The organism is Monashia sp. NPDC004114, assembly GCF_053603855.1.
The window spans coordinates 61,275-74,336 of sequence record NZ_JBSGGK010000007.1 but is presented as its reverse complement, the minus strand read 5'-3'; the positions used below and the strand labels follow the sequence as shown (position 1 = coordinate 74,336).

Here is a 13,062-nt window from a genome sequence, read left to right as displayed (position 1 = left end):
CTCCTTCGTGCGTGACAGGGGGGTGGTGCCGCGTCGCGCCGATGGGGCGGAGTGGCGAGTGCGGCCACGGGGAACCTAGCGCCCGAATCGCCCCGGACGGAAGGGGTTTCCTGCAACTTTTTGCAACCGGGGCGGATTTCTTGCGGCGGAATCAGCTGTCGAGCCTGCAAGATGCTTTCAAAACCCCCGCAGACCCGGCCATTGGGCCCCCGAGAGGGTTCTACTCGGCCTTCGGAAGCAGCGCGGCCACGGCCGACGAGAGGTCGGCCACGCGGCATATGTCTGCGGCCCGGTGACGGTCCTCGACACCGGCCGGCCAGCCCGGCCCACCGACGACGACGCGCGCCGGCTCGGCGACGTCGTCGAGCAGGTCCCAGAACGGCTCGGACGCGTCCCGCGCCATGGACGCCCAGACGAACACCGCCCGCGCGCGGGTGCGACGCGCGGTCTCGACGACCGAGCGACCGGGCACGCGTGGGCCGAGGTGGATGGCGGAGACGCCCAGCCGGGCCAGCTCGGCCTCGAGCGCAAGCAGGGGTAGGTGGTGCTGCTCGTCATCGGCAGACACGAGCAGGACGGGCGGTCCCGCCTGGTCCACGCGGTGCGCGCGAGCGACTGCCCGGAGCTCGGCCTGGAGCACGTCGCTGGCCAGATGCTCGCTCTCGACCCCGAGCCGGCCCGCGGCCCACTGCTCGCCGATCCGGCGCAAGGACGGGGCGAGCACGTCGGTCCAGGCGTGCTCGAAGTCGAGCCGCCGGAGCGCAGCGCGGTAAAGGTGGACGAGGCTGAGCGGGTCGAGCGCCGCCGCCGCGGACACGATGCTCGCCACCGCCTCCGCGTCGACCACCCCGAGCTCGGCCGACCGGTGCTGGGCCGACGCGTGGTCGACCGGGCCGCCCTCGGCCGACGCACCCTCGGCCGACGCACCCTCGGCTGACGCACCCTCGGCTGACGCGCCCTCGGCTGACGCGCGCCCGGCGATCCCCACACGGTCGGGGCCCGCGGCAGGCCCACTGGCCTCGCCCGCGACCGCCCCCAGCATCTCGGTAGCGGGTGCGCGGAGCCGGGCGACCACCGCGCGGTCGTCCATGCCCGCGATCGCGTCGGCCGCCGCCCGGGCGGGCACTCCTTGGGCGGTGAGGCGGGCCATCAGGCGCACCCGGAGCACGTCGGTCGGGCCATACCTGCGGTGGCCGCCGCCCGTGCGGCGGGTCGGGCCGAGGCCGTACCGGCGCTCCCAGGACCGCAGCGTCGAGGTCGACACGCCCACCTGGTCGGCCACGGTGCCGACGGGCCAGCTGAGCAGGACCGTGCTGTCGTCGGCAGGGGGCGGCAGCAGGCCTGCCGCGTCCCCCGGATCGGTGACGCCGGGGGCGGCTGGGTCGCGTGACGGGTGGTCGTCGGTCATCTGGGCTGGTCGGAGCCTTGCTCGTGGGGGTTCGGCACCTCTCCAGCATAAACTTGTGCATTGATCTTGTGCAATGCACTGGTTATGCGTAAGTTCGAAGAACACCATCGACCGCGGACGTCGGAACCGGCGTCCACCGACTGTGGAGGACCCATGACCGTCACCCGACTCCCCCGGCCCGTCCACTCCTCCTACGCCTGGCAGGAGGAAGGCCTCTGCCGCGGGAAGGACGCCGAGCAGTTCTTCACCGACGACCCCGAGATCGGCCAGGTCGCGCGGCGTCGCCAGACCGAGGCAGCCAAGGCGATCTGCGCCTCGTGCCCGGTCGCGCGCGAGTGCCTCGACCACGCCATGCGGGTGCCCGAGCCGTTCGGCATCTGGGGCGGCACGACGGCAGCCGAGCGCGCCCGGTTGCTCTGGGACGTCGCCGGCTGATCCGACGCACCACCCCGACCCCCGGTCGAGAAAACCCCGGGTCGAGTGGCCACTTCGAACCAGCACACGCGTGTCGACGTGGCCACTCGACGGGGTGACTTCAGCTGGGGCGGGCCAAGGGGCGAGACGGGTCGTCCGGCGGCTCCTCGCTCAGGTCGATCGCGAGGTCGAGGACCTCGGCGTTCGGCAGCTCGGCCAGCGAGGCGCCGTCGAGCAGCAGCTTCGCGCGGCGCAGCCCCGCGCCGATGACGACATCGCCCGCAGCCGCCACGCCACGGTCGACGAGGATGGGCCAGTCGTCCGGCAGGCCGACGGGCGTGATGCCGCCCTGCTGCATCCCGGTCAGTGCCTCGGCCTTGGCCTGGTCGGCGAACGAGATCTTGCGGGCACCGAGGTACCGCCGCACGACGCCGTTGATGTCGGCGCGGTCCGTCGCGAGGATCATCACCGCCGCCAGCGTCGTCGTCTCGCCGCGCCGGGCCTCGACGACGACGCAGTTCGCCGAGGCTTCGGGCGCGACGTCATAGGCCGCGCAGAAGGCGGCTGTGTCGGCGAGGGTCTCGTCGATCTCGGCCACCCGCGCCCGCGGCACGAGCGGCAGCGCGTCCGCGACGGGCGGCGCGACGAGGTCGGGCCGGTCGGAGGCATCGACCCAGGTCAGGTTTCCAACGGCTGAGGGCATACGCACACGCTAGGCGAACGCCGGACCGAAGGGGTCAGACGGTCGCGAGTCGCGGCCGGGTCAGACCGCGGCGGCGAGCTCGGCGACGACGGTCGAGGCCGGCACGGACCGGGCTGACTGCCATGCTGTGCCCGCCCAGAGTGCGAGCAGGTCCGGCCGCTCGGCCTGCGCGGACGCGCGCCTCAGCGGCACCGTCAGGTGGTGCACCTCCGGGTACGCCGCAGGCGCGTGGCCGTCGTGGGACCGGATGAAGTCGGTCTCGAGACCCCGGGCGAGCCGACCCGAGTAGGCGCGGGTCACCGCGGTGCGGTCGTATGCCGGGTCGCCCAGGGCGCGCCGGTACGCCAGGCCGGTGCCGGCCTCGGGGGTGAGCAGCAGCGCGGTGCCGACCTGCACGGCGTCGGCTCCGGCCTCGCGGACCTGCCGCGCCCGCTGCGCGGTCCCGATGCCACCGCCCGCGACGATCGGCAGGTCGGTCAGGTGCCGCACCCCGGCCACCAGCTCGAGCAGGTCCGTCTCGTCGGGGACCTTGTTCTCGTCGAGCGTGCCGCGATGGCCACCACCCTCGGCCCCCTGGACGCACAGCGCATCGACGCCAACCTCGATCGCGGCCGCGGCCTCGTCGAGGTCCGTCACCGTGGCCACCGTCTCGATGCCGGCTCGCTGCAGGGCCCCGATGACGGCGCGCCCGGGCAGCCCGAAGGTGAACGACACGACCGGGACCCGTTCTCGCAGCACGAGGTCGACCTTGCGGTCCCAGTCGTCGGTGTCGCCGGGACGTGGTTCGCCCGGCTGCACCCCGAAGGCGGCGCCATCGCCCTCGAGCCGCTCCCGGTATGCCGTCACCGCGGCCGCGCGGTCCGCGCGGTCGAGCGAGGGTGGCGTGGCGGCATACGTGTTGGCGGAGGCGGGGACGAAGAGGTTGACGCCGAACGGTCGCGACGTTGCGTCCCAGACGTCGGCGATCCGCGTGGCGAGCTGCTCGGCGGTGAGATAGCCGGCCGCGAGGAACCCCAGACCGCCGGCATCGCCGACGGCCGCGACGAGCTCAGGGGTCGTCGGTCCCCCGGCCATGGGCGCGCCGACGACGCCCGTGTCGAGCGAGCGAAGCAGCATGGCTCGACGCTACTCCAGCTCAGCAGGTCAGCGCGGACGGACGACCCGGCCCTCGTCCCAGACCGGCTCGTTCGCCTCGTAGACGCGGCCGTCGGCGCCGAACACGAGGAAGCGGTCGAACCCCTTGGCGAACCACCGGTCGTGGGTCACCGCCACGACGGTGCCCTCGAAGCGGTCGAGCCCCTCCTCGAGGGCCTCGGCCGACTGCAGGTCGAGGTTGTCCGTCGGCTCGTCGAGCAGCAGCAGCGTGGCGCCCGACAGCTCGAGGAGCAGGATCTGGAAGCGGGCCTGCTGGCCCCCTGACAGCGACTCGAAGAGCTGCTCCCCCGACCGAGCCAGCTCGTAGCGGTCGAGCGCGCGAGCCGCCTCCTCTCGGGGCTTGCCCGCGCGGTGCTCGTCGCCGCGATGCAGGATCTCGAGCAGGGTCCGGCCCATCAGCGACGGGTGCTGGTGGGTCTGGGCGAACCAGCCCGGGCGCACGCGTGAGCCGAGCCGGACGACGCCCGTGTGCGCGACGGGGTCGGGCTGGACATCGCCGACGGGCCGGTGCTCACGCTCGGGGTCGGTGCCGCCGGCCGCGAGCAGGCGCAGGAAGTGCGACTTGCCCGACCCGTTCGAACCGAGCACGGCGACCCGCTCGCCGTACCAGACCTCGAGGTCGAACGGCTTCATGAGCCCGGTCAGCTCGAGCTGCGTGGCAACGATCGCCCGCTTGGCGGTCCGACCGCCCGAGAGCCGCATCGTCACCCGCTGGGTCATCGGCACTGCCTCGGGCGGTCCGGCCTCGACGAACTTCGCCAGCCGCGTCTGCGCCGCCTGGTACCGCGAGGCCATGCCGTCGTTGTAGGCCGCTTTCTGCTTGTACATCAGCACGAGGGCCTTGAGCTTGGCGTGCTCCTCGTCCCAACGGCGGCGCATCTCCTCGAGCTTGGAGTTGCGGTCGATGCGCGCTTGCGCGTACGTGGCGAAACGTCCTGGGTGCACCCACACGGTCGCCCCCGCGGGACCGGGCTCGAGCGTCGCGATCCGGGTCGCAACCCGGTCGAGCAGCTCGCGGTCGTGGCTGATGAACAGCACCGTCTTCGGAGAGGCGATGAGCGCCTCCTCGAGCCATCGCTTGCCGGGCACGTCGAGGTAGTTGTCCGGCTCGTCGAGGAGCAGGACCTCCTCGGGACCGCGCAGCAGCGCCTCGAGCACGAGCCGCTTCTGCTCGCCGCCGGAGAGGGTGTTGACGCGGCGCCACTGCGCCGACTCGTACGGGACGCCGAGCGCGGACATCGTGCACTGGTCCCAGACGGTCTCCTGCTCGTACCCGCCGGCCTCGCCCCACTCGACGAGCGCGTGCGCGTAGGCCATCTGGTCGGCCTCCTCGTCCCGCTCCATCATGAGCAGCTCGCTGCGGTCGACCTCCTGCGCGGCCTCGCGGATACGGGTCGGCGCCACCGACACGAGTAGGTCGCGCACGGTGGAGTCGTCGCGGACCTTGCCGATGAACTGGCGCATCACGCCGAGACCGCCGGACCGCGTCACGGCGCCGTCGTCGGCAGGCAGGTCGCCGGCGATGATCCGCACGAGCGTCGTCTTGCCCGTGCCGTTCGGGCCGACCAGCGCGACCTTCGCGCCCTCGCCGACCCGCACGGAGACGTCGTTGAGCAGTGGCCTGCCGTCGGGCAGGCTGAAGAAGACAGAGTTGACGTCGACGTGGCCCACGAAGGTCAAGCCTGACGTATGCCGGCGGGCTGAGTCACGCGGATAACCCTGCTCGCGTCCCGGCGGACACACCAACCCACCGGTCCGGCGCTGCGCCACGCTCGCAGAGCACAGGCGCGGTGGACTTGGTGTGTCGGGGGGGGACGCCGCGGTCACCCCCAGAGCCACGAGTCGAGCACACCGCGGAAGACGGCAAGCGGATCGGGACTCGCCGGCTTGTAGCTGAGCCGGACGGCATACACCTGGTCCGTGTAGACGACGACGTAGTAGACGTGCCGGAGCTCGTCGGACTGGTCCACGACGATCCCCTGCGCGTGGTAGCCGGCGATGTCGCGCTCGGGGGCCGCCTTCGGTTGGAAGCCCTTGGCCGCGAACCCGGCCCGCAGCTTGTCGACGACCTCTGCGAGGGTGCGGGAGCCGGCCCTGAACGGGCGCTCCACCGCGATCACCGCCGCGGTGTCCGGGTCGTCGGGCAGCACGAGGGTGTCGGCGGGCGGGTCGACGGCCTCGTGGCCCGGACTCCACGCGACGGGAAGCGCGTAGCTGTAGTCCTCGCCGCGCACGCGGTGCTCGCTCATCGGTGCGGGCGGCAGGACCGGCAGCTGCTCGATCCGGTGACCCGATGAGTCGGTCGTCTGCACCTTCGCGGTCGGTAGGTGCACGGTGCCCACGTCGGTGGGCTGGGGCGCGGTGGTCGGATCCGCACCGCCGCACGCAGCCAGTGCCAGGGACGCGGCGAGGGCGACCGCCGTGGTCGGCAGGAGCGGTGACCTGTGGCGCAACGGCATACGGCCTACTTCCAGACCCACGTGGACGCGAGGTCGTCCAGCTCGGCCAGGGCGTGGTCGGCGTCGTCGTGCGACGCGCTGAGGGTCAGCAGGTAGATCTTGCCGTTGCGCTGGAGTGCATAGGACCGCGCCACGACGTCGATGCCCTGCTGCTTGAACGTCGTCGTGAACCCTCGGGCTGCGGTGCCGGCCACCGTCCGGTCGGGCGCGTCGGTCACGGTCCGTCCGAGGGCCGCCATCTGCTCCCGGCCCTTGGCGAGCTCCTGCTCCAGCGCCGACTCGTCGCCGCCGATGGTGATGACGACGAGGTTGTTCGCGAAGCCGTCGACCTTGCGGGAGGACAGCAGCACGAGGTCGATGTTCGCGACGTCCTTGGCCCGGTCGGTCGCCTCCGCCCAGCCTTCCGGTGGCACCACGGTGAAGCTGCCCGACCGCCCGGTGACCTCATCCCCTGGTGCCTCGCTGCTCGTCCCCGACCCGGTGGCGGCCGTGCTGGTGGACCCGCCTGAGGTCACGCCCCCAGAGGTGCCGGACGCCACAGGAGCGGAGCCCGGGGTGCAGCCCGTCAGCACGAACGTGCACGTGAGGACGGAGACCGCGACAAAACGGACCGGGCGGAGGGTCATGCGCTCGATCCAACCACAGGCCGTCAGTAGCATCGATTCCGATCCGTCTGGGGGAGGAAACCATGGCGCAGGCTGCGACATCGCTGTTCTGGATCGCGCTCATCGCGGCCGTGGCGCCCCTCCTCGCCGGTCTGGTGCCGCGCCGGCTGCTGCCCGAGGTCGTGGTCCTGCTCGTGCTCGGTGTGGTCGTCGGGCCGCACGTGCTGGGGCTGGCCACCACGAGCGAGGGCGTCGACGTCCTGCGGCAGCTCGGCCTCGGGATGCTCTTCCTGCTCGCGGGCTACGAGATCGAGCTCAAGGAGCTCACCGGGCGCCTCGGTCGCCGGGCCCTGGTGACCTGGCTCGTCTGTATCGCCGTCGCCCTGGGCCTGACGTTCATCCTGCAGCCGGAGCCGACCGCGCACGGCAACATCGCTGTCGCGATCGCCTTGACATCGACCGCCCTCGGGACCCTCCTGCCGATCCTCAAGGACGGCGGGATGCTGTCCACTCGGCTCGGCGCCACCGTGATGGCTCACGGCGCCTTCGGCGAGCTGGGCCCGGTCATCGCGATGGCGCTGCTGCTGAGCAGCCGCGGGTCCCTCGCCTCCATCGCGGTGCTCGTGGTCTTCGCCCTCGCGGCCGTGGTCATCACGTGGCTGACCCGGATGCACCGCGGGACTGAGGTGCACCGCCGGATCGCGGCGGGCGCGGAGACGACCTCCCAGACCACCGTCCGGGTCGTCGTGCTGCTGCTGGTCGGGCTGATGGCGCTCGCGCAGGCTTTCGACCTCGATGTGGTGCTCGCCGCCTTCGCCGCGGGATTCATCCTGCGCCGGGCCCTGCCTGAGGGCGACCGAGCGCTGGAGCACAAGCTCGACGGCATCGCCTACGGCTTGCTCATCCCGGTGTTCTTCGTCACCTCGGGGATGGCGATCGACCCTTCGGCCGTCGCCAAGCACCCCTGGACGCTCGTCGTCTTCGTGCTGCTCATCATCGTCGTCCGGGGCGGGGCCGTCTTCGTGGCCAGCCGCCGGCAGCGTGACGAGCCTTCTGGGCCGCCGACGTTCGGCACTCGCGATGCCGTCCGTGTCGGACTCTACGGCGCGACAGGCTTGCCCATCATCGTTGCCGTGACCTCGGTGGCCGTCGACGGTGGGTACCTCACCTCTGGCGCGGCCTCGCTCCTGGTTGCCGGCGGTGCCGTCACGGTGCTGCTCCTGCCGATGACCGCGGCCCTGCTCCAGCCTCGACGGGTCGACGAGCCGGTCGCCACCGACGAGCTACCTTCCGACAGAGGATCCCCCGACGCTTGAGGACCCCCGCTCGGCAGCGGCTGGCGGGGTGTCGCGTCGGGCGCGAGCCGCGACGGCACGCGCGGCCAGCTCGTCGTCGGGAGGGTAGACGACCTCCTCGAGGCTGAGGCCGTGCGCCGGCATGACGAGCACTTCGGATGCACGGACTCCCCGCTCCTGCAAGCGAATCGGCCAGTCCGGCTCGCGGCGCCCCTCCCCCACCGGCACGATTGAGCCGACGAGCGAGCGCACCATCGAGTGGCAGAACGCGTCGGCCCGCACCGTCGCCTCGATGACACCGTCGTCGAGGCGGCGCCAGGAGAACTCGTGCAGCGTGCGGACCGTCGTGGCCCCTTCTCGGCGCTTGCAGAACGCCGCGAAGTCGCGAAGCCCGAGCAGCCCACGCGCCGCCTCGTCCATCGCAACGACCTCGAGCGGCCTGCGCCACCAGACGGTGTCGTGCCTGCGCAGCGGATCGCGGGTCGCTTCGGGGTCGGCGATCCGGTAGCGGTATCGGCGCTCGACCGCGCCGAAGCGCGCGTCGAAGCCGATCGGTGCCTCCGCCGCCCGCCGGACCACTACGTCCGGGGGCAGTATGCCGCTCAGCCGGCTCACGAGGGCGGCGCCCGGAGCGCGGTCTGACCGTCCGGGCAGCGCTGCCCAGGCCGCGACCTCGACGTCGAGATGGGCGACCTGGCCGCGAGCATGGACGCCGGCGTCGGTGCGTCCCGCGACGGTGAGCTGGACCGGCTCGGCCGTACGCAGCACGGTCGTCAGTGCAGAGGTCAGCTCGCCCTCCACCGTCTTGCGTCCAGGCTGCGTGGCCCAGCCGGAGTAGCCCGTCCCGTCGTAGGCGAGGTCGAGCCGCACCCGGATGCTCGGCCCGTGCTCGCTCATGGTGCCCGAGCCTAATCTCCAGCCGCTGGACGGGGACAACGCGGGACGCCGCCGGCCACGCGGACTCGTCAGCAGCGTCAACCACGGTGCGGCCTCATCCGTCATCGAGATGGACACCGGGCAGCGGGGCCCGGCCTTCGCACAAGGGGGCTCACCATGAGCACAACCACACGTCGCCGTCTCAGCGTCGCCGCGGCACTCGCCGCCCTTGCGATTCCTGCGGCTGTCGCCGGCACGAGCGGCTCGGCCACAGCGAGCACGGCCTCGGCGCCGTACTGCGGCATCACCTGGGGCTCGCTGCCCAAGGCGACCACCCCGGCCTGGCTCTGGACCGGCGCGGTCGCCGGTGTCCGCTCCGGTCAGCACACCTGCTTCGACCGACTGGTCTTCGACATCGCCAGGGGCGGCGGCAAGCTCGGCTACAACGTCCGCTACGTCAGCACCGTCACGATGCCCGGGAGCGGGCTGCCCGTCGCGCTGACGGGCGGTGCCAAGATCCAGATCACGGTCAACGCACCGTCGACTCTGGGATTCGTGGCGGTGGGCTACACCGGCTGGCGCACGTTCCGGCAGCTGAAGAACCTCGGGAGCTTCGAGGGCTACACCGACTTCGGTCTGGGCGTGCGAGCTCGGCTGCCGATGCGGGTCTTCACGCTCACGAACACGGACGGCAGCAAACGCCTCGTCGTCGACGTCGCGAACGCCTGGTGACGCCAGCCCCACTCCACCGTCGGCCGCCGACCCCGGACGAGCGCCGCGGCCCCCAAGTGGTGCGGATCCAGCGCCCCGGGGCACCCGGACGAGCGCCGCGGCCCCCAAATGGTGCGGATCCAGCGCCCCGGGGCACCCGGACGAGCGCCGCGGCCCCCAAATGGTGCGGATCCAGCGCCCCGGGCACCCGGACGAGCGCCGCGGCCCCCAAATGGTGCGGATCCAGCGCCCCGGGCACCCGGACGAGGGCCGCGGCCCCCAAATGGTGCGGATCCGGCGCCATGGGGGCACTCCATGCCGAGAGGCCACGTCCGCAACGGACGTGGCCTCTCGGCGATGGTGCAGCCAGGCTCAGGAGCCGGAGCCGGCCTTCTTGAAGCCAGCGGCCTCGGCGTCCTCGGCGGACTTGAACCAGAACTCCGCGACGGTGGCGTCGTACCACTGGCCGTCCGGCTCGTGGTACAGGCCCGAGTCGGCATTGCCCTTGACGGTGTAGCCCTCGGGGGCCGAGCCGTCCTCGGTGGCCGCGACGGCGCCCTCGGGCACCTCGACAGCCTTAGCAGCCTCGGTCGCCTCGGTCGCCTCGCCCTTCTCGGCGTCCTCCGCAGCCTTGGTCGCCGCGGCGGCCTTCTTGGCCTCGCCCTGCTTGGCGGCGCGCTTCGTGGCGGCCTCGGCCTCCTTGACCGTCGCCTTCTTGGCCGACAGCGGCTCGCGGACGAGCTCGATGACGACCATGGGGGCGTTGTCGCCCTTGCGCGGGCCGATCTTCGTGATGCGGGTGTAGCCGCCCTCGCGAGCCGCCATGTCGGGGGCGATCTCGGCGAAGAGACGGTGAACGACACCCTTGTCACGCACGACCGTCAGCACGCGGCGGCGAGCCGACAGGTCGCCACGCTTGGCGAAGGTGATGAGACGCTCGGCCAGCGGACGCAGCCGCTTGGCCTTGGCCTCGGTCGTGGTGATGCTGTCGTGCTCGAACAGCGACGTCGCCAGGTTTGCCAGGATCAGCCGCTCGTGGGCGGGGCCGCCACCGACGCGGGGACCCTTGGTGGGGGTGGGCATTTCGTTTCTCCTAGAAGGTCTGACCGAGCCAGGTGGCCTGTCGCTGACTCGTCTGCTGAGGCGACTCGGTCAACAAGGTTGGTCAGAGACGCTCGTCCTCGACGAACGACTGGTCGTCGTCGTCGCTGAAGTCGTCCTCGCCGTAGCCCTCGACGAGGGCGGACGGGTCGAACCCGGGCGGGCTGTCCTTGAGGGAGAGACCCATGCCGACGAGCTTGGCCTTGACCTCGTCGATCGACTTCGCACCGAAGTTGCGGATGTCGAGCAGGTCGGCCTCGCTGCGGCTCACGAGCTCACCCACGGTGTGGATGCCCTCGCGCTTCAGGCAGTTGTAGGAACGGACGGTGAGGTCGAGATCCTCGATCGGCAGCGCCAGGTCCGCGGCGAGCGCGGCGTCCGTCGGCGACGGGCCCATGTCGATGCCCTCGGCCTCGACGTTGAGCTCACGCGCCAGGCCGAACAGCTCGACGAGCGTCTTGCCGGCCGAGGCCATGGCGTCGCGCGGAGTCATCGAGTTCTTCGTCTCGACGTCGACGATGAGCTTGTCGAAGTCGGTGCGCTGCTCGACGCGGGTCGCCTCGACCTTGTAGGTGACGGCAAGCACCGGGCTGTAGATCGAGTCGACCGGGATGCGACCGATCTCCTGGTCACCGGACTTGTTCTGCTGCGCCGACACGTAGCCGCGGCCACGCTCGACGGTCAGCTCCATCTCGAGCTTGCCCTTGTCGTTGAGGGTCGCGATGTGCAGGTCGGGGTTGTGCACCTCGACACCGGCGGGCGGGGTGATGTCGGCTGCGGTGACCGCGCCAGGGCCCTGCTTGCGCAGGTACATCACGACCGGCTCGTCGTGCTCGGAGGAGACGACCAAACCCTTGATGTTGAGGATGACCTCGGTGACGTCCTCCTTGACACCCGGCACGGTCGTGAACTCGTGGAGCACGCCGTCGATGCGGATGGAGGTGACCGACGCGCCCGGGATGCTCGAGAGCAGGGTGCGACGGAGGGAGTTGCCGAGCGTGTAGCCGAAGCCAGGCTCGAGCGGCTCGATCGTGAAGCGGCTGCGGTTGTCCACAACAACTTCTTCGGAGAGCACGGGACGCTGTGCGATGAGCACTCTTCATTCCTTCCCACGGGCGACCGCCATATGACGCCGCGTGAAACTGCCCGGTCGTGATCCGGGCGGGCCGGCCCGGCTCTGTCTGCGAGCCAGCCCCTAGCACTCCCGCCTGTATGCCGCTGGGCGGGCCCAGCGGCATACGGGCAGTGAGTGGTTCGTCAGTTCTTCGAGTAGAGCTCGACGATCAGCTGCTCGGTGAGCTGCGAGTCGATCTGCGCGCGCACCGGGAGCTGGTGGATGAGGATCTGCAGCGAGCCCGGGACGACCTGCATCCAGGCCGGGACGGGACGCTCGCCGTACGTCTGGCGGGCCAGCTCGAACGGGAAGGACTCGACGGACTGCTTGCGGACCGTGATGATGTCGTACTGCTCGACGCGGTACGAGGGCACGTCGACGCGAACGCCGTTGACCTCGAAGTGGCCGTGCGTCACGAGCTGACGAGCGTGACGACGCGTGCGGGCCAGGCCCGCGCGGTAGACCACGTTGTCGAGGCGCGACTCGAGGATGGTGAGCAGGTTCTCACCGGTCTTGCCGGGGCGGCGAGCCGCCTCCTGGTAGTACCGGACGAACTGCTTCTCCATGACGCCGTAGGTGAAGCGAGCGCGCTGCTTCTCCTGAAGCTGGGTGAGGTACTCCTTCTCCTGGATCCGGCGACGGCCGTGCTGGCCGGGCGGGAACGGACGGAGCTCGAAGTTCTTGTCGCCGCCGACGAGGTCCATCTTGAGACGACGCGACTTCTTGGTGATCGGGCCGGTGTAACGAGCCATGGTTCTTACCTAATCCTTCGCTCAGGCCTGATCAAACGCGACGGCGCTTGGGCGGACGGACACCGTTGTGCGGCGTGGGCGTGACGTCGCTGATCGCGCCGACCTCGAGGCCGGTTGCGGTCAGCGAGCGGATCGCCGTCTCGCGGCCCGAGCCGGGGCCCTTGACGAAGACGTCGACCTTGCGCATGCCGTGCTCCATGGCGCGGCGGGCAGCAGCCTCGGCCGCCATCTGGGCAGCGAACGGGGTGGACTTACGCGAGCCCTTGAAGCCGACCTGGCCGGCAGAGGCCCACGAGATCACGGCACCGGTGGGGTCCGTGATCGAGATGATCGTGTTGTTGAACGTGCTCTTGATGTGAGCGTGCCCGTGGGCGACGTTCTTCTTCTCCTTGCGACGAACCTTCGTCACTCGAGCCTTGGGAGGCAATGTTTCTCCTACGTCAGAACTGATGAGTCGGTGAGACGCGAC

Annotated in this window: 14 protein-coding genes; 3 read left to right on the top strand and 11 right to left on the bottom strand. The window is 71.2% G+C overall.

Annotation, left to right across the window (positions count from 1 at the left end):
- Positions 1 to 220 precede the first annotated feature (220 nt).
- Complete coding sequence (locus tag ACWEOW_RS10990; protein WP_452269226.1) at positions 221 to 1,408, bottom strand: MerR family transcriptional regulator; 1,188 nt, start codon at positions 1,406 to 1,408, stop codon at positions 221 to 223.
- A gap of 153 nt (positions 1,409 to 1,561) precedes the next feature.
- Between ACWEOW_RS10990 and ACWEOW_RS10985 the strand changes: the two genes are divergently transcribed.
- The gene (locus ACWEOW_RS10985) at positions 1,562 to 1,843 is read left to right on the top strand and encodes a WhiB family transcriptional regulator (protein WP_452269225.1); all 282 of its coding nucleotides are present in this window, start codon (positions 1,562 to 1,564) and stop codon (positions 1,841 to 1,843) included.
- 100 nt (positions 1,844 to 1,943) lie between these two features.
- Here the strand turns inward: ACWEOW_RS10985 and ACWEOW_RS10980 are convergent, their stop codons facing one another.
- From ACWEOW_RS10980 to ACWEOW_RS10960, 5 genes are all read right to left on the bottom strand, one after another.
- Positions 1,944 to 2,525: a YbaK/EbsC family protein gene (locus ACWEOW_RS10980; protein WP_452269224.1), complete on the bottom strand. Its 582-nt coding sequence runs from the start codon at positions 2,523 to 2,525 to the stop codon at positions 1,944 to 1,946.
- Between the two features lie 60 nt (positions 2,526 to 2,585).
- Positions 2,586 to 3,641, bottom strand: a complete 1,056-nt coding sequence (locus tag ACWEOW_RS10975; protein ID WP_452269223.1) for an NAD(P)H-dependent flavin oxidoreductase — start codon at positions 3,639 to 3,641, stop codon at positions 2,586 to 2,588.
- 27 nt (positions 3,642 to 3,668) lie between these two features.
- Complete coding sequence (locus tag ACWEOW_RS10970) at positions 3,669 to 5,351, bottom strand: ABC-F family ATP-binding cassette domain-containing protein (RefSeq protein WP_452269222.1); 1,683 nt, start codon at positions 5,349 to 5,351, stop codon at positions 3,669 to 3,671.
- Between the two features lie 152 nt (positions 5,352 to 5,503).
- Positions 5,504 to 6,139, bottom strand: a complete 636-nt coding sequence (locus ACWEOW_RS10965) for a hypothetical protein (RefSeq protein ID WP_452269221.1) — start codon at positions 6,137 to 6,139, stop codon at positions 5,504 to 5,506.
- Positions 6,140 to 6,144: 5 nt separating this feature from the next.
- Positions 6,145 to 6,765: a hypothetical protein gene (locus ACWEOW_RS10960; RefSeq protein ID WP_452269220.1), complete on the bottom strand. Its 621-nt coding sequence runs from the start codon at positions 6,763 to 6,765 to the stop codon at positions 6,145 to 6,147.
- 62 nt (positions 6,766 to 6,827) lie between these two features.
- Here ACWEOW_RS10960 and ACWEOW_RS10955 point away from each other — a divergent pair, with 62 nt between their 5' ends.
- Positions 6,828 to 8,060 (top strand): cation:proton antiporter, encoded by a 1,233-nt coding sequence (locus tag ACWEOW_RS10955; RefSeq protein WP_452269219.1) that lies wholly within the window; start codon positions 6,828 to 6,830, stop codon positions 8,058 to 8,060.
- Here ACWEOW_RS10955 and truA read toward each other — a convergent pair.
- Positions 8,028 to 8,936, bottom strand: coding sequence for a tRNA pseudouridine(38-40) synthase TruA (gene truA, locus ACWEOW_RS10950; RefSeq protein WP_452269218.1), 909 nt, complete (start codon positions 8,934 to 8,936; stop codon positions 8,028 to 8,030). The two genes, ACWEOW_RS10955 and truA, sit on opposite strands and share 33 nt — an antisense overlap.
- 156 nt (positions 8,937 to 9,092) lie before the next feature.
- On the opposite strand from truA, the gene ACWEOW_RS10945 reads away from it, so the two are divergent.
- Entirely contained in the window at positions 9,093 to 9,647 is a 555-nt protein-coding gene (locus ACWEOW_RS10945; RefSeq protein ID WP_452269217.1) for an AMIN-like domain-containing (lipo)protein, read from the top strand.
- Positions 9,648 to 9,998: 351 nt separating this feature from the next.
- Here ACWEOW_RS10945 and rplQ read toward each other — a convergent pair whose 3' ends face one another.
- The 4 genes from rplQ to rpsK all read right to left on the bottom strand — a co-directional run bounded on the left by rplQ (position 9,999) and on the right by rpsK (position 13,020).
- Positions 9,999 to 10,709 carry a 50S ribosomal protein L17, sunset domain variant gene (rplQ, locus tag ACWEOW_RS10940; RefSeq protein WP_452269216.1) on the bottom strand — a complete coding sequence of 237 codons (711 nt, stop codon included), beginning with the start codon at positions 10,707 to 10,709 and terminating at the stop codon, positions 9,999 to 10,001.
- Positions 10,710 to 10,791: 82 nt separating this feature from the next.
- Complete coding sequence (locus ACWEOW_RS10935; protein WP_452269215.1) at positions 10,792 to 11,823, bottom strand: DNA-directed RNA polymerase subunit alpha; 1,032 nt, start codon at positions 11,821 to 11,823, stop codon at positions 10,792 to 10,794.
- A gap of 161 nt (positions 11,824 to 11,984) precedes the next feature.
- Positions 11,985 to 12,593 (bottom strand): 30S ribosomal protein S4, encoded by a 609-nt coding sequence (rpsD, locus tag ACWEOW_RS10930; RefSeq protein ID WP_452269214.1) that lies wholly within the window; start codon positions 12,591 to 12,593, stop codon positions 11,985 to 11,987.
- Between the two features lie 31 nt (positions 12,594 to 12,624).
- A complete protein-coding gene (gene rpsK, locus ACWEOW_RS10925; protein WP_034801606.1) occupies positions 12,625 to 13,020 on the bottom strand; it encodes a 30S ribosomal protein S11 in 396 nt (131 codons plus the stop codon).
- Positions 13,021 to 13,062 lie beyond the last annotated feature (42 nt).

Bases quoted from the DNA above. Each gene is read 5' to 3' on its own strand.
- ACWEOW_RS10990 (WP_452269226.1), bottom strand. From the start codon at position 1,408: ATGACCGACGACCACCCGTCACGCGACCCAGCCGCCCCCGGCGTCACC.
- ACWEOW_RS10985 (WP_452269225.1), top strand. From the start codon at position 1,562: ATGACCGTCACCCGACTCCCCCGGCCCGTCCACTCCTCCTACGCCTGG.
- ACWEOW_RS10980 (WP_452269224.1), bottom strand. From the start codon at position 2,525: ATGCCCTCAGCCGTTGGAAACCTGACCTGGGTCGATGCCTCCGACCGG.
- ACWEOW_RS10975 (WP_452269223.1), bottom strand. From the start codon at position 3,641: ATGCTGCTTCGCTCGCTCGACACGGGCGTCGTCGGCGCGCCCATGGCC.
- ACWEOW_RS10965 (WP_452269221.1), bottom strand. From the start codon at position 6,139: ATGCCGTTGCGCCACAGGTCACCGCTCCTGCCGACCACGGCGGTCGCC.
- ACWEOW_RS10960 (WP_452269220.1), bottom strand. From the start codon at position 6,765: ATGACCCTCCGCCCGGTCCGTTTTGTCGCGGTCTCCGTCCTCACGTGC.
- ACWEOW_RS10955 (WP_452269219.1), top strand. From the start codon at position 6,828: ATGGCGCAGGCTGCGACATCGCTGTTCTGGATCGCGCTCATCGCGGCC.
- truA (WP_452269218.1), bottom strand. From the start codon at position 8,936: ATGAGCGAGCACGGGCCGAGCATCCGGGTGCGGCTCGACCTCGCCTAC.
- ACWEOW_RS10945 (WP_452269217.1), top strand. From the start codon at position 9,093: ATGAGCACAACCACACGTCGCCGTCTCAGCGTCGCCGCGGCACTCGCC.
- rplQ (WP_452269216.1), bottom strand. From the start codon at position 10,709: ATGCCCACCCCCACCAAGGGTCCCCGCGTCGGTGGCGGCCCCGCCCAC.
- rpsD (WP_452269214.1), bottom strand. From the start codon at position 12,593: ATGGCTCGTTACACCGGCCCGATCACCAAGAAGTCGCGTCGTCTCAAG.